The sequence below is a fragment of the Pseudomonas sp. TE3728 genome, assembly GCF_056279145.1.
On the sequence record NZ_JBWBQT010000001.1, the window covers coordinates 4003687 to 4017853 of the forward strand.

Sequence of the window (14167 nt, forward strand, 5' to 3'; positions counted from 1 at the left end):
TCATGAATTTAGTGAAGTTACCGCACTAGCATGAAGCCAGCGTCGGACAATCAGTCGATGAACTAGTGAGCGTGTGAATAACGCGATGACACTCATACCTCCTGTCAGCATGCTGTATGCCATCGCACGAACTGGATTCTCAGGAAGAAAATAGAAAAGTACGATCGCGACCATCAGCACTATCGTTGCAAACTTCAAAGCCATTCTAGGCAGCACGAAAACAACTACATTGATGAATATAAAAAATCCAAACATCAGCTCAGCAGTTATCCCAATAGCAACACCCCTCGCCGTGAAGCCGCCCATTCGTTCTTTATAAAAAGAAACTCCAAGATCATGAACAAACACATACAAAACGATCACCAACAAGTAAGCAATAGCCCCGAAAGTTATTTTCGCGACCTGGGAACCATTAGAAACGGCGCAACTCATCGGTGTCGAATTGGAATTCACATCAAGCTCCATTAATTAAACGCTTTTTTGTACCTATATCACTACCTTGCTCACAGCGATTCACGTTTTTGGAAAAACCTTGTCCAAACCCTCACCAGCAGACTGGACATGGCAATTGCAATAAAAGTCAAACTCCCCGACAGCGCACTATATGCCATACCTCGAACAGGGTATTGTGGAAGCATGTAATACAAAATAGCCAAGACCATAAACACGGCTATACCAATTTTGACTGGTATCTTCTTAACAAAAACAATAATAAAATTACAAAATACAAAAAAGTAAAAAATCACATACATCCCCATCCCGATAGCGACACCACGAGACGTCAACCCGCCCACCATCTCTTTGTAGATTGGCACCGCATAATTATTCATGACAATGTAAAGTGCACATGCCAGAAAATGAATCAGGAACCCTATGACTATTTGACTATTCATTTATTTGCCAACCTGCTTATTCCAAATTCCATATTTATCCAGTTCGCCCGGAAAAACGGGGACGGGGACAGTCCCCTTTTTGCTGGGTCACTGACCCCAGCATCAATTTTCCAGAACCCTGTAAGGCGTATTGCTGATAAAAAAATTCAACCAGTGCTTTTTCGGGCTGGAAATTCCCAACGTAAAAGACTTGCTCGACTTATCAAGTTCTATAAATACAACACCCACCGTTTTTTCATCTTCATCGGCGCGCATATCCAACTCCAATTCGGAAAAAAGAGGTGTACGGTAAACCTGATTTTGGTTGTTTAAATCGGTGAATCGCAGATAGACAAAGTCTCGCGGAGTCAAAAGCGAGCTTGCAGGAACAGACTCGATAAGATATTGCCCAGACGGGCTTTTTTTCGAAACGTCTGGCGCACGAGCTAAAACTTCAACCACAATGATTGCAGTAGCGATCAACAAGCCACATAACAAGACAGCCATGTTTATGGGGATATTAGGGACAGTCCCCTTTTTCGTTCCCAGCGCCCTGACGCTCACCTCAATCACCCCCAACAATTTCATATGGGGTATTACTGATAAAACTATTGAGCCAATGCGTTTTCCAGTCCGGAACCCTGATACCAAAATGCTGATCGCGCTTGTAAAAATCGATCCAGACAATTCCCACAATCACATCATCCTCGTGGGAACTCATATCCACAGTGCTGCGCGAATACAAAGGAGATCGAAACACTGTGTTTGAATCTCTTTTGTCGGTGATTCGCAAGTACGCCAAATCATCGAAGGGCACGAGCAAACCTCTAACAGGCACATTTTCAATTAGATAGTTACCTGATTCACTAACTACAAAACTACTAGCCTTGCGTTCAAGCACGCTATTCAGCGAAACAGAAAAAACACTGATCGCGATTACCAAAAAGGATAGTGACAAAGCTATTTTCTTTGAGCTCATCAGTTTTTCACCAGCTCAATAGAAACAGGAGCAATACTTTCGTAAAAAATATCAGAAAAAAGCCTGAAGTCCCCACCCTTGGAGTGAAGCTTTCTGTATTCCACAAAATGTTTGTTCTGAATAAAGAAATATCGTTTGTTTGCTGCTTCCACAAACCGTCTTTCTGATGCTTCACTCATCCCGAATATGGATGACCGCGCGATTCCAGCGGTCTCTTGGTCAATTGCCATGTTTTGCGCGTTAGCGTCGAGAACCCCAGCGACACCATCAAAATTCCAATATCCGAGAGGTTGGCTGACAAAATCGTCACCGTCGTTAAAATCATAGTTATCTTCGACGTAGTAACCCAGGCGATCCGCGACGAATACGACTTTCTTATCAAAGACGTTTACAACGCCTTCGGCGATAACCCGCATATTGAAATTCGCCAATGCTCCACGCAGCTCATCCAATTCACCGCCACCTAACTGACTGAAATTAACAGATCGCGAATTAAAATAGCCGAATTTCTCGGCTGCACGCCCCTTACCATTGAACTTCACTGGATAACAACCTGGCCCAGACTTGCCGAATGTCCGTAGTATTTTTGTGCGGATTTCAGGCATGGCTTTTTCGTTATTCCATGCCTCTTTTAACACTTGACGCGTTTCACTAGGCTTCTTAAATTTAAGCACCCAGTCCATCTTGACTATATTTTCTTCGATGTACTGATCAGGCACTGGTCTAGTACGCTCTTTTTCTTCTTTCTCCATCCCGCCACTGGCATTCTTCCATGGCTCACCCTTAAACCAGTGACGCATCAATGCCGCGGCCACAGGCCACTTCATCTTATCCATCGCAGCAGGAATATCGCTCACTTTAAAATGACGCACAGCAGTAGACTGCCCAGTTTTGTTGCTCGCTGGAGTCAAGCTAGATGCCACTACTGTGTCTGCCATTTCAAAACCCTTAATTTAAAACCCAGAGTCAAAAACTCACTTCTAAAAAAACAACGAAATACTTACGCGATCATCACTTCGGTTTGCTGCTCAATCACCAACTCCACAGCTTCAGCGTGACCGGAAGAAATTTTTTGAGTCTTTCCATCAGCACTGGTAATACCGTTGATGATCTTTCCTGAAGCGGTTTTTAGCGTGTACGCAACGCCAGCCAATGACTCACCGGTGTCTTTGCAATTGATTACAAAGTGCTCGTCGAACGGCCATTTGATCTCCACCGGCAGCGGCGCCACAAACGGCGCCGGCGAATGCGAGTTCCCGATAATTACCGTCCCGGACCCGGCCGTAACCTTGTTGCCATGAGTGCCGGCTGAGCCCACAGTCGCCGCCGGTTTACCATTGATCAAAACAGTCGTCGCAAGGTCGCCAACCATCGCACCACCACACGCCGAGGCATCGCCTTGGCTGGCGGCCGCGAGGCCGTCGAAGAACACGTCGCCGGAACCAGCGACGATCGGGTTGGTGCCGTGGCCGGGGAGCGGGCAAGCGGTGGGGTCGGATACACGTGCTGCGGGTTTGCCGGACATCGGAGTCTCCTTAATTGACCTTTACTTGACCGCTGCCATCCAGGCGCGCGGCGAAACTGACCTGGCGCTTGAAACCATCAACTTCCAGCAGGCCTTCGATGCTGAAGGACAGGCGAAGCTGATCGTTGTCACGCGGCAGGGAGATGACACGCACATTGCTCAGGCGTGGCTCGTAGGCTTCGATGAAATTTTCGATGGCCAAACGGGCCTGACTCAGGGAGTCGTGCAGGCTCAGGCGCATGTCATTGAGATCGGGTAGCCCGTAGTCGGACAGCGTTTGCACGCTGCCCGCTCGGGTGCTGAGCATCTTGGCCAGATGGGCAGCCACGGACGCCATGGCGCAGACCTCGCGGCTCCAGCCGACGCGTTTGTCTGCGTCGCCACCCAGGCGTTCGAAAAGGCTGCCGTATCCAGTCATGAGTCAGGCTCCGCTTACTCTTTGTCCAGCTTGCCAACCAGCGACAGGGTGAAATCGGCACCCATGTACTTGAAGTGCGGGCGCACGTTCAGGCTGACGCGGTACCAGCCCGGCTCGCCTTCAACATCGCTGACGATGATCTGGGCGGCGCGCAGTGGACGACGGCCACGGACTTCGGCGCTCGGGTTTTCCTGGTCGGCCACGTACTGGCGGATCCACTTGTTGAGTTCCAGCTCGAGGTCGGTACGTTCTTTCCACGAACCAAGTTGCTCGCGCTGCAGCACTTTCAAGTAGTGAGCCAGGCGGTTGACGATCATCATGTACGGCAGTTGGGTACCGAGCTTGTAGTTCAGCTCTGCAGCCTTGCCTTCTGCGCTGATGCCGAAGAACTTCGGCTTCTGCACCGAGCTTGCGGAGAAGAACGCCGCGTTGTCGGAGCCTTTGCGCATGGTCAGGGAGATGAAGCCTTCCTCGGCCAGTTCGTATTCACGACGGTCGCTAACCAATACTTCGGTCGGAATCTTGGTTTCGATTTCGCCCATGCTTTCGAAGTGGTGCAACGGCAGGTCTTCAACCGCGCCACCGCTCTGCGGGCCGATGATGTTCGGGCACCAGCGGAATTTGGCGAAGCTGTCGGTCAGCTTGGTGCCGAACGCGTAGGCCGTGTTGCCCCACAGGTAGTGCTCGTGGCTGTTGGCGACGGTTTCTTTGTAGACGAACGACTTGACCGGGTTTTCTTCCGGGTCGTACGGGTTACGCAGCAGGAAACGCGGCACGGTCAGGCCAACGTAACGGGAGTCTTCCGACTGGCGGAAGCTCTGCCATTTGGCGAATTGCGGGCCTTCGAAGTGATCTTTCAGATCTTTGAGGTCCGGCAGGCCGGTGAAGCTTTCCAGGCCGAAGAATTTCGGGCCGGCGGCAGCAATGAACGGCGCGTGGGACATGCAGGCTACGCTGGACACGTACTGCATCAGTTTCACGTCCGGCGAGCTTGGGGACATGTAGTAGTTGGCGATGATCGCGCCCACCGGCTGACCACCGAACTGGCCGTATTCAGCGGTGTAGATGTGCTTGTACAGGCCCGATTGCATCACTTCCGGCGAATCTTCGAAGTCGTCCAGCAGGTCGTCCTTGGAGACGTTGAGGATTTCGATCTTGATGTTTTCGCGGAAGTTGGTGCGGTCGACCAGCAACTGCAGGCCACGCCACGACGATTCCAGGGACTGGAAGTCGGGGTGGTGGAGGATTTCATCCATCTGACGGCTGAGCTTGGCATCGATCTCGGCGATCATGCGGTCGACCATGGCCTTCTTGACCGGCTCACCGTTGTTCTGCGGCTTGAGCAGCTCTTCGATGAACGCCGACACACCGCGTTTGGCGATGTCGTAGGCTTCGTCGTCTGGCGTCAGGCGGGTTTCGGCGATGATGCTGTCGAGAATGCTGTATTCGCCGTTCTCGTTACTTTTTTGCTGTGCTGCGCTAGTGCTCATTGTGTTGGCTTCCTTGGCTGATGGGGGCTCAGGCGTCCTGGGCTGTGGCGTTCAAACCCAGCTCACCGAGTACGCGACCGCGGGATTCGTCGTCGGCGAGCACGCCTTCGATGGCTTTGCGGAACGCAGGCGCGTTACCCAGCGGGCCTTTGAGGGCCACCAGCGCGTCGCGCAGTTCCATCAGTTTTTTCAGCTCAGGCACTTGCTCGACCAGCGAGGCCGGGTTGAAGTCCTTCATCGAGTTGACGCGCAGTTTCACGGCCAGTTCTTCAGTGTCGCTTTCTTCCTGAAGACGGTTCGGCACGCTCAATGTCAGGCTCAGCTCTTGCTTGGCCAGCACTTCGTCGAAGGTCATCTTGTCGATGCTGATCGGCTTGCGATCTTCGATTTTGCGTTCGTCCTTGCGGTGGGTGTAATCACCGATTGCCAGTAGTTTCAGCGGCAGTTCAATCTCTTCCTGAGCACCGCCGGTGGCGGGTTTGAAGGTGACGTTGATGCGTTCCTTGGGGGCTACCGAGCCTTCTTTGGCCATGGCTTTTCTCCTTGCGGTTGTGGCCCGGGGGCCTATTCGAGTACCACTTCGAGATCGAGGTGGCACAGCCTGCGATAAATCTCTTCCTTGCGTTCACGCACTGCATGGTTCTGCGGTAACAACTCGCAGCAGCTATGCAGCAAATGCAGCACTTCCAGCGCAAGATCGGGCTCCCAGGCGTGCAGGCCTGAGTCCTGTAATGTTTGGTCGAGGGTTTCGAGTTGGGTCTTGGCCAGTTCGTATTTCTTGGCCATGAAACACAGCCGCGCGAGGGCGAACTGCCAGAAGAATCGAACCCGTCCGCCGTGGGCACTTTGCAAGCCCTGCTTGAGAATCTGCACGGCGGCCTTGAGACCGTCCTTGCGCAGAACCGGCAAGACTTCTTCAAGGGCCAGCTCCCAGGGCGGCTGGGTATCGGCGACCTCGACCTTGCGCGGCGCACTGGCGCTTTGCAGGTGCGGCATGACGTGGGCGCCAATCCAGGCGCGGGTGGCCGGATCGGCGAACGGCGCGCCGTCGTGAAAACGCAATTCGATGATGCCGGGCAGGCGCTGAACCAAAAGCGCGAAGTGGATTTCCACTTCGCGCATCGCCATCTCGGCGTTCAGTCCCTGGAGGCATTCCCAGACCATTCGCTGGCCATCGAACCAGAACGGCGCCTTCGCCAGGCTCGCCTCCAGCTCTACCAGCAGATCTGCGTATTTCCCCTGGTCGTAGCGGTCCTGATAGGCCTTGAGTTTGTCCGCCGGCAAGCCACGCAGAACGGTGATCTGCTCGGCGTTACGCTCGGGCACCGCGTCGATCGGCAGCCACAGCAGCGTGCGATTGAGGCGCAGGGCGCGCAGATCGGTGGCTTTCTGCTTGAGCCACCAGGCACACAACGGACGAGCAGTTTCCTGCTGGGCACGTAGGGCCTTGTGGGCTTCTTTTTCGTTGTCGATCGGTGCGCCGGGGGTGAACAGCTGGGTCGCGGCCTGCTTGACCTGAGCGACCGCGGCGCCCACCACACCGGGTTCCGGCTGGTTGTCGGCGGCGCGCTGGACCATGTTTTTCAAGCGACGGGAAATCGGCAGCAGCAACGGCGCGTCGTCGCCCAAATGCTCGGTGCACGCGGCGTCGAGCCCTTCCAGATGCTCGACCAGACGGCGGAACAGCGGCAACTGCTCTTTGATCGCGACGTTTTCGTTCAGCACCTGCTCAAGACGCGGCACCAACCAGCTGATGGCTGCGGCGCGGGTGCGGGCCTTCTTCGGATGAACCTCGGCCCAGTGATTTTCACAGAGGTGGTGCAGCAAACCGAGGCCGGCCAGCAACCCCGGGAAGGATTCACGCTGGTACAGCGCCCAGGTCAACCAGGCGCCGACACGCAAATCCTTGGATTGCGTGCGCAGCAGGTTTTCACTGTTTTCGCGGATTTTCAGCCAGTCGATCTGACCGCTTTCGTGCATGGACGAGGCTTTACCCAGCTCACTCTCCAACGCCTCATATTCGCTCGAAAAGCGAACGTCCTCACCCGCGAAATTCTCCTTTGAAACAGAGGCTTTTGCGAGTTCAAGGTAATGAGCGGAAAGTTTGCTTGAGTAGGACATCCGTGACCTTTAATTAGAATTACAGTCATGCGGCCATTGGAGTTGAAATGGCGCCGGACAGTATCAAAGAGCTGCGATGAGTCTCATCCAATTGAGTTCGCGCTCTTTCAAGGCGCGCATCCTAATCACAATGATGGCCATTTGCAAGCACCAAATTAAACAATAAAACTGCGTCTTTTTTGTTGCTGTAGGAGATCACCCTATAGGGGACAGGGGATTCCCTGATGCCGGTTTTGACCTATCCTCCGTCGACGCATCACCCCCGTAACCATTGAGCCAGAGCGGTTCATCAACCCAGCCAATAATCACCGGACATTCACACCCTGAAACGGAACCTAGCATGACAAAAATAAAACATAAAAAATGTAGGAGCTTTCCTAAAAGTTACAGTCATCCATGGACATAGCGATAACTGACAATAAGCAATATGGAGTAACATCAAAATGATGGCACTTTGTGTTTCACCCATTTTCTACAAATACGTACTCAGTTCGCCTCAAACTTCTTACAAAAGTATCGAAAGCCATTCACATATTGCTGCCGCAACATTCTGAAATGCGGAAAACTCTGACGTACTTTCTGGACGAGTCCGACATTCATTCTTTTTCTCTGTTGTTAGCGTGCTGGACAGTTTGCGTTTGCTCACGCCGGGCATGGCTTGGGCACCGCGATTTGTCTCCTCTTCGGCTCAAGGACGAGCCACGGAAAGCAAAAGGATAAGCGCATGTTCGCCCCGGCCAATGCTGCTCATTTCACGTTGTTGATCCCAACGGTTCGCAACGATTTCAAAGTACTGGCTTTTGGAGGCACTGAAGCCATCAGCACCTTGTATTCGATCCAGATCGAGCTGGTTAGCGAATACCCTGACTTCGATCTGGAAAGCTTGCTCAGCCAGCCGGCGTTTCTCCAGTTCGGTCTCAATGGCGAAGGCATTCATGGCCGCATCGAAGATGCGCTCGTCGGTGAAGCCGGTAAACGCCTGACCCGTTATCACCTGACCCTGGTGCCCGCGCTTTACTACTTGCAGTTCAGCCACAACCAACGGATTTTTCAGCACCTGACGGTGCCGCAAATAATCGCTCAGGTCCTCAAGGGGCATGGCATTCAGGCCGATGCGTTCACCTTTAACATCGGAACGAATCACGAGCGCGAGTACTGCACTCAATACGGGGAAAGTGATTTTGAGTTCATTCAGCGGCTGTGCGCCGAGGATGGCATCGCCTGGCACCACCAGCATTCCCGGGAAGGCCACCTGTTGGTGTTCACCGACGACCAGACCTTCTTCCCCACGCTGGGCGAAACCCCTTATCAGCAAGACTCCGGCCTGGTGGCGGAGCATTCGGTGGTCAGCCAGTTCTCCCTGCGCTTCAGCACCCGCCCCAGCACGACCACCCGCCGACACTACGACCTGAAACGCCCGAGTCTGTTGCTGGAAAGTCGCTTCACCGCCGAGTTCACTCCTGAGCTTGAAGACTATCGCTACCCGCTGTTTTTCGAGAGCGAAAAACGCGGTACACAGCTCGCCCGGCAGGCGCTGGAACGGCACCGAACCGATTACCAATTGGCCGAAGGCGAAAGCGACCAGCCGACCCTGCGCAGCGGTCATTTCTTTAGCCTGACGCAACACCCACGCGAAACCTACAACGATCTATGGCTGTTGCTCAGTGTCACTCACGCTGGAAAACAACCCCAGGTGCTTGAAGAGTCAGTTACCAGCGCTACCGAACCTGAGGACGGTTTTACCCAGGGCTACCGCAACCGCTTCAGCGCGATTCCCTGGGATGTGTTTTATCGGCCGCCGCTGCCTGTGCGAAAACCTGTGCTGGTCTGTCAGACCGCGCGTGTCACCGGGCCGCCCGGAGAGGAAATCTTTTGCGATGAGTACGGCAGGGTTCGTGTCGAGTTTCCTTGGGATCGGGCAGAACTCAACAGCGAAAAAAGCAGTTGCTGGTTAAGGGTTGCATCCAGTTTGGCGGGCGAAGGTTTTGGGGCGGTGACCATCCCGCGCGTCGGCATGGAAGTGGTCGTGACATTTCAGGAGGGCGATCCGGATCAACCGTTGATCACCGGTTGCGTGGTCAACAAGGTCACGTCCGTCGCTCATCAGTTGCCCGAGAACAAGACCAGAACAGTTCTGCGCAGCCAAAGCTCGCCGCGCAGTGGCGGCTACAACGAACTGTCGATTGAAGACCGCACAGGGCAGGAAAAAATCTACCTGCGCGCCCAACGCGACATCGAGCAACTGATCCTCAACGACAGCCGCAGCCTGATCAGCAACGACCGTTTCGAGCAGGTGGACAACAACAGCACCAGCCTGATCAAGGGCGAGGAATTCCACACCACCCAAGGCGTGCGCAGCACGGTGATCGGCGGTGATGAACTGATCACTATCAGCGGCAATAGCAGCACGACGTCCGCGGGGTCGTTGGTGATTCAGGCCGGGCAACAGACGCATGTCACCGCCACTAATGTGGTGATCGATGCCGGCATGAGCCTGACGCTCAAGGCGGGTGGTCACCACATCGTCATCAACGCCGGCGGGATTTTCAGCAGCGTGGCCATGGTCGAGGGCGGTGCGCCACTGGCGGGTATTGCGCCACTACAGGCGCTTCAGGCTGTGACCAGCAATCCGAATCCCGTCATCGCCAGCCCACTGTCTATCGTCACCGCCGCCCGCCAGCAGGCGGCGGACTACTGCCCGCTTTGCGAGGCTTGTCTCGCTGGCCAATGCAGCATTGGAGAAGTCGCATGAATGCACTCGAACGATGGCTACACGAACAATCGCGATCCGGGCGGGATCTCTATCTGATGCTCGACACTGACGGTCAACTCGACGAGCGCATGGCGTTGGCCAAGGAACTGGGAGCCGATCAGTACCGCAATGTGTATGTGGGTACGGCAGCCAACTCATTGGCGCCAGCAGGCCCTTTTCTTTTCCATATTGGCACCGTCAAACATCCGCTCATCCAGGCGCTGCTCGATTCGCCCGAGCGCCATTGGGGCTGGCTGGCGAGCGCGATCAACTTTGACCTTGATGCGTTGGTCATTCACTGGCGCGACCGGTTGGTAGTCGGTGAGCGACCGAATCAAGCGGTGTATCGCTTCCATGATAACCGCGTACTGGGGCGCGCCCTGACCTATCTGCAACCTGAGCAGCGCGCCGAATACCTTGGACCGATCGCCAGCGTCTGCTACTGGCACGCTGAACAATGGACCGTCACTGACAACCCTGACCCCGGCGAACATCCACTGCCGCTCGCTCCGGCCTGGTTGAAAACCCCGACACCGGAAATTGTCTACGCGAACGTGCAGTTCGATAACACTCGCCGCTACTTGGTCCGCGAGCACACCGAAGCCCTGGCTACCCTCGCCACACAGCTGAATGTGGATGACTGGTTATGGGGCCAGATTCAATTGGCCCGTTTGTGGGGCTGGCAGCAACCGGAGCAGGTGCATTTTTTGCTGACTCAGTGCTTGAAGGCACCGGGTTACCTTCCACCCCGGTCCTGGCTACCCAAGCCCGAAGAAGACCCAGCGGCGCATTTTGAGCGGGTATATGAGCAAGTGCTTTATTGGCAGGGAAATGCGCCTGTATGAAACGGATCTTTCAAAGCCTGACCCTCGGCAGTTGCCTCTCCCTGACACTCGGTTGTTCCGCGCTCGGCAAGTCTGACAGCTTCACCTTCGTTCCCGATTTTCCGCCTGACTTCAAGTACGAACTGACAGCCAGCTACGAGCCCGCCCAAGGGCAGACGTGCACCGTGCCGGGCGGGAAAGGTACTCATCTCGGTTTCAACAAGGTCTACATGGAATACGAAGCGACTTCCGAGATCCCGCTTTACAGAACCGTGAGCGGCTGTCCGCTGGCGTTGAACCGTGTGGAGGTCGAGGTGACGGGCATCTTTGGCCCGGAACGAAGTGATAGAAGCACTGACTATGCCGCAATTGCCGTGCGTCCAGAGTTGTTAGAGCGACAAATGGGCACTTTCAACACTGACGGCATAGGTGAGTTCTTTGGTGAATGCCAGTGGGCTTTTCGAACAGTCGGCCCCAAACGCTACCTGATAAAACTGCTTACCTGCAAAAAAATGGATGAACAGGGAAATGTCGCCCGAGGTCGTCCTTTCACGGCATACACGCTGGACCAGCTACCTGGCAAAACCGTGAGGCTGAAGATCAAGTTGGCCAAGGAAGAACTACCTGCGATTGGTGATACTTGGGTGAAAGTGCCCGGTGGATGGAAACGGTGCATGGGCGACAACTTCGAAGACCAATACGCGTTTTGCTTCGGTAATCACGAGGATTTCAGCACCTTCAAGTTGGTGGATGAACGGACTTGCACCATTTACCCGGGATGCACGGAAAACAAGGAACAAATCCCATGAGTATTGAATCTTTAGCGGTAAGTGATGTGCCATTTATGGGGGGTAATATCCACGCTTGCCCACTGCGAGGTCATTCGACGAGCTTTCAATTAGTGGACGAGTTCGGTGATGGCAAGCCTTATGCCGGTTTGCCCTACGAGGTTACTGATTACGAAGATGCCGTCTACACCGGAAAGCTCGATGCAACTGGGGCCGGAAAGGTAGACAACCACTTCTGTGGCCCGGTATTACTCAAGCTGAATCAGCCATATCAAGGGAGTGAAAAAACATACTCGTTTTTACGTGAAAGACCGCACTACCCGCTCCCCATCACCGAACTACAAGTACGCGCCGAAAAAACCCGCTTTGTCGACAAATCAGGCGTACGCACTCTGGCAAATCCAGCGAAGGACCTCGCAGATCCCGATGCCTATTACCAGGTTGAAGTGAGCGAACTGGTCAAGCACGTTGCGCATTTGCCGCCCTTGGCCTCACGCAGCTCCCCACCCAACACGGTGTTACACACGCTGTTCCGACAGCCCGCAAAAACCAGATCATTCACGCCTCAGAATAAAGGTGCCACGGATGGAGGAATGGGCGCTGTCATGACCCCAGCAGACATGGGCATGTCCGAACTGGGGTTTGCCCCGCCGCCGCCCAAGCCAAAAGGCATCGCCTTACTGCCGAACAAACATCATGTGCTGGAAGTCCGTCCGATGAGGGCGCTGCGGCCGATGTTGTCGACTGGCAACGAGTTTTGCGCACTAAACCTCTATCAACTGGCACTGATGTCGACGTTGAGTTACACCGACTTTGGTCAAGACCCGAATACCCAACCCGTCGAAACGGATAGTGTGACATTTCCACTGCGGCCCAGCAGTGGCAACTGGTTCGGTCATGCCCTGCCGCAATTTGATGAGTTGTGGAAAGTCGATCCCTCGCAGACGAAGAAGTACTACCCGCTGTATGAAGAGGTGCCCTACTCCAAACGTCTGGAAGTGGTGCCGTTCGACCCGCAGTTGTACCCAGAGGTTAACGACCCTAAATTGGGTGATGAGCAGGAAAACCCGGCCAAGCTGCATTTCCTTGATGATCGCAATCTAGAGGAAAGCTCGGACACACAGGCTTTCATCACCCATCACGACGAGTTGATATTGATCAGTGTCAGGGGAACCAGTGAGAAAGTACCTGACGCCTGGCTTGATGCGGATGCACACCAAGTACCCTTCGAGGAAGGGGATGGCAAAGTGCACAACGGTTTTTATCGGGCAGCGAAGGTGGCCTACACGTTTGCCGTGAAGTATTTGGAAAAGTTCTACAGCGGGCAAAAGCTGGTGATTTGCGGACACAGTCTCGGCGGTGCGGTAGCGCTGTTACTGGCTGAGATGCTGCGACGCAATAATCGGTATCAACCGGAAATTGTGCTTTACACCTACGGCGCCCCCCGCACCGCCGACTCAACCTTTATCGAAGCTGCAAAACCACTGAACCACCATCGCATCGTTTTCCACAACGACCCCGTACCGAGCGTTCCTTCCACCTGGATGAACACGCCGTCCAACCGCGTTCCGATGTACGCCACCCATGGGGCGGTACTTGCCCTTCACCCGGTGGGTGGTTTGGCATTTTTTGTAGGCGGGATCATCAACTTCACGGGTGCCCCCTATGGGCATCACGGTCAGTTACGTCACTTCATGCCGGTGGAATTTGGCGAAGGTCACAGGTCCTCCATCCTCTGGGAACCGGGTTGCAGCACGATCAACGATCATGGTTACGCCGAAGCGCTGCGACAGACTGATGGCTTACCGTAGCGCGGCAACTTTCTGCGGCAGGTGATAGATGGAGGCCATCACTCTATGGTCGGCAGCTACATTCCCGGCTGCTGGGCCAGCCTGCGCCGCTGGCAGGAAGCGCTGGAAAAAAAACGCTCGCTGGTGACTTTGACTGAATTCCAATGGGTCAGCGACGCCCTGACAAATGTCTCAGGACAGCTGAGTGCACTCAAAGCGAAAATCGAAAAACTCTCCCGTGCTCATGCCAATCCCCAGCGAGATGCCCAAGCGATAAGGGATCTTGAAAAAGAAGTCGAACAGATCGGCCAAACCAAGGCCCGTCTGCTAGCTCTGCACAAGCGGACAGTCATCGACGCTGATGTTTATGGCAGCTACGCCGACCAGCCCGAGTGGGTACAGGAAAATCTGCTGCGCTGGAAAGCCCATCCGGAAAACATCGTTCAGGAACAGTTGGCGATGATTCCACCAGTGGCCGAAGACCACGACGCAGCCATTGCGGCAATGACCGGAGGGCATGCCGTAGGCACGCCATTTCATCTGGATATTGATTCGATTGTGTAGCTTTGCCGGTGAAACGAGCGCTTGGTCATCTGCAAACGCAGGAG

Annotated in this window: 13 protein-coding genes and 1 pseudogene; 4 read left to right on the forward strand and 10 right to left on the reverse strand. The window is 54.3% G+C overall.

All coding sequences use genetic code 11. The annotated features are described in order from the left end of the window. The 10 genes from ACZ89R_RS17510 to tssA all read right to left on the reverse strand — a co-directional run bounded on the left by ACZ89R_RS17510 (position 1) and on the right by tssA (position 7405). Entirely contained in the window at positions 1-453 is a 453-nt protein-coding gene (locus ACZ89R_RS17510) for a hypothetical protein (protein WP_429545107.1), read from the reverse strand. Positions 454-503: 50 nt separating this feature from the next. Continuing rightward, complete coding sequence (locus tag ACZ89R_RS17515; RefSeq protein WP_429545106.1) at positions 504-893, reverse strand: hypothetical protein; 390 nt, start codon at positions 891-893, stop codon at positions 504-506. 102 nt (positions 894-995) lie between these two features. Further along, positions 996-1460: a hypothetical protein gene (locus tag ACZ89R_RS17520; protein ID WP_192345075.1), complete on the reverse strand. Its 465-nt coding sequence runs from the start codon at positions 1458-1460 to the stop codon at positions 996-998. Then, positions 1438-1851: a hypothetical protein gene (locus ACZ89R_RS17525; protein WP_192345076.1), complete on the reverse strand. Its 414-nt coding sequence runs from the start codon at positions 1849-1851 to the stop codon at positions 1438-1440. Before ACZ89R_RS17525 ends, ACZ89R_RS17520 begins: the two co-directional genes overlap by 23 nt. Further along, positions 1851-2789 (reverse strand): DUF6402 family protein, encoded by a 939-nt coding sequence (locus ACZ89R_RS17530; protein WP_192345077.1) that lies wholly within the window; start codon positions 2787-2789, stop codon positions 1851-1853. The genes ACZ89R_RS17525 and ACZ89R_RS17530 overlap by 1 nt, the downstream gene beginning before the upstream one ends. Before the next feature lie 62 nt (positions 2790-2851). Then, entirely contained in the window at positions 2852-3376 is a 525-nt protein-coding gene (locus tag ACZ89R_RS17535; protein WP_192345078.1) for a PAAR domain-containing protein, read from the reverse strand. A gap of 10 nt (positions 3377-3386) precedes the next feature. Beyond that, on the reverse strand, positions 3387-3794 hold the full coding sequence (gene tssE / locus ACZ89R_RS17540; RefSeq protein ID WP_429430746.1) for a type VI secretion system baseplate subunit TssE: 408 nt from the start codon (positions 3792-3794) through the stop codon (positions 3387-3389). A 14-nt stretch (positions 3795-3808) separates the two neighbouring features. Beyond that, a complete protein-coding gene (gene tssC / locus ACZ89R_RS17545) occupies positions 3809-5284 on the reverse strand; it encodes a type VI secretion system contractile sheath large subunit (protein ID WP_019580436.1) in 1476 nt (491 codons plus the stop codon). A 28-nt stretch (positions 5285-5312) separates the two neighbouring features. Further along, a complete protein-coding gene (tssB, locus tag ACZ89R_RS17550; RefSeq protein WP_123499384.1) occupies positions 5313-5816 on the reverse strand; it encodes a type VI secretion system contractile sheath small subunit in 504 nt (167 codons plus the stop codon). A 32-nt stretch (positions 5817-5848) separates the two neighbouring features. After that, on the reverse strand, positions 5849-7405 hold the full coding sequence (tssA, locus tag ACZ89R_RS17555) for a type VI secretion system protein TssA (protein WP_429545105.1): 1557 nt from the start codon (positions 7403-7405) through the stop codon (positions 5849-5851). A gap of 724 nt (positions 7406-8129) precedes the next feature. On the opposite strand from tssA, the gene ACZ89R_RS17560 reads away from it, so the two are divergent. From ACZ89R_RS17560 to ACZ89R_RS17575, 4 genes and pseudogenes are all read left to right on the forward strand, one after another. Then, a complete protein-coding gene (locus tag ACZ89R_RS17560; RefSeq protein WP_429545104.1) occupies positions 8130-10157 on the forward strand; it encodes a type VI secretion system Vgr family protein in 2028 nt (675 codons plus the stop codon). Continuing rightward, complete coding sequence (locus ACZ89R_RS17565) at positions 10154-11002, forward strand: DUF4123 domain-containing protein (protein ID WP_429545103.1); 849 nt, start codon at positions 10154-10156, stop codon at positions 11000-11002. The genes ACZ89R_RS17560 and ACZ89R_RS17565 overlap by 4 nt, the downstream gene beginning before the upstream one ends. Further along, a complete protein-coding gene (locus ACZ89R_RS17570; RefSeq protein WP_429545102.1) occupies positions 10999-11790 on the forward strand; it encodes a hypothetical protein in 792 nt (263 codons plus the stop codon). The genes ACZ89R_RS17565 and ACZ89R_RS17570 overlap by 4 nt, the downstream gene beginning before the upstream one ends. Then, positions 11787-14123: pseudogene (locus ACZ89R_RS17575) on the forward strand (lipase family protein). The gene ACZ89R_RS17570 and the pseudogene ACZ89R_RS17575 overlap by 4 nt, the downstream one beginning before the upstream one ends. Positions 14124-14167: the final 44 nt, after the last annotated feature.

Coding starts and splice junctions, on each gene's coding strand:
- tssE (WP_429430746.1), bottom strand. CDS start 3,794: ATGACTGGATACGGCAGCCTTTTCGAACGCCTGGGTGGCGACGCAGAC.
- ACZ89R_RS17515 (WP_429545106.1), bottom strand. CDS start 893: ATGAATAGTCAAATAGTCATAGGGTTCCTGATTCATTTTCTGGCATGT.
- tssA (WP_429545105.1), bottom strand. CDS start 7,405: ATGTCCTACTCAAGCAAACTTTCCGCTCATTACCTTGAACTCGCAAAA.
- ACZ89R_RS17565 (WP_429545103.1), top strand. CDS start 10,154: ATGAATGCACTCGAACGATGGCTACACGAACAATCGCGATCCGGGCGG.
- ACZ89R_RS17525 (WP_192345076.1), bottom strand. CDS start 1,851: ATGAGCTCAAAGAAAATAGCTTTGTCACTATCCTTTTTGGTAATCGCG.
- ACZ89R_RS17560 (WP_429545104.1), top strand. CDS start 8,130: ATGTTCGCCCCGGCCAATGCTGCTCATTTCACGTTGTTGATCCCAACG.
- tssB (WP_123499384.1), bottom strand. CDS start 5,816: ATGGCCAAAGAAGGCTCGGTAGCCCCCAAGGAACGCATCAACGTCACC.
- ACZ89R_RS17570 (WP_429545102.1), top strand. CDS start 10,999: ATGAAACGGATCTTTCAAAGCCTGACCCTCGGCAGTTGCCTCTCCCTG.
- ACZ89R_RS17520 (WP_192345075.1), bottom strand. CDS start 1,460: ATGAAATTGTTGGGGGTGATTGAGGTGAGCGTCAGGGCGCTGGGAACG.
- tssC (WP_019580436.1), bottom strand. CDS start 5,284: ATGAGCACTAGCGCAGCACAGCAAAAAAGTAACGAGAACGGCGAATAC.
- ACZ89R_RS17530 (WP_192345077.1), bottom strand. CDS start 2,789: ATGGCAGACACAGTAGTGGCATCTAGCTTGACTCCAGCGAGCAACAAA.
- ACZ89R_RS17535 (WP_192345078.1), bottom strand. CDS start 3,376: ATGTCCGGCAAACCCGCAGCACGTGTATCCGACCCCACCGCTTGCCCG.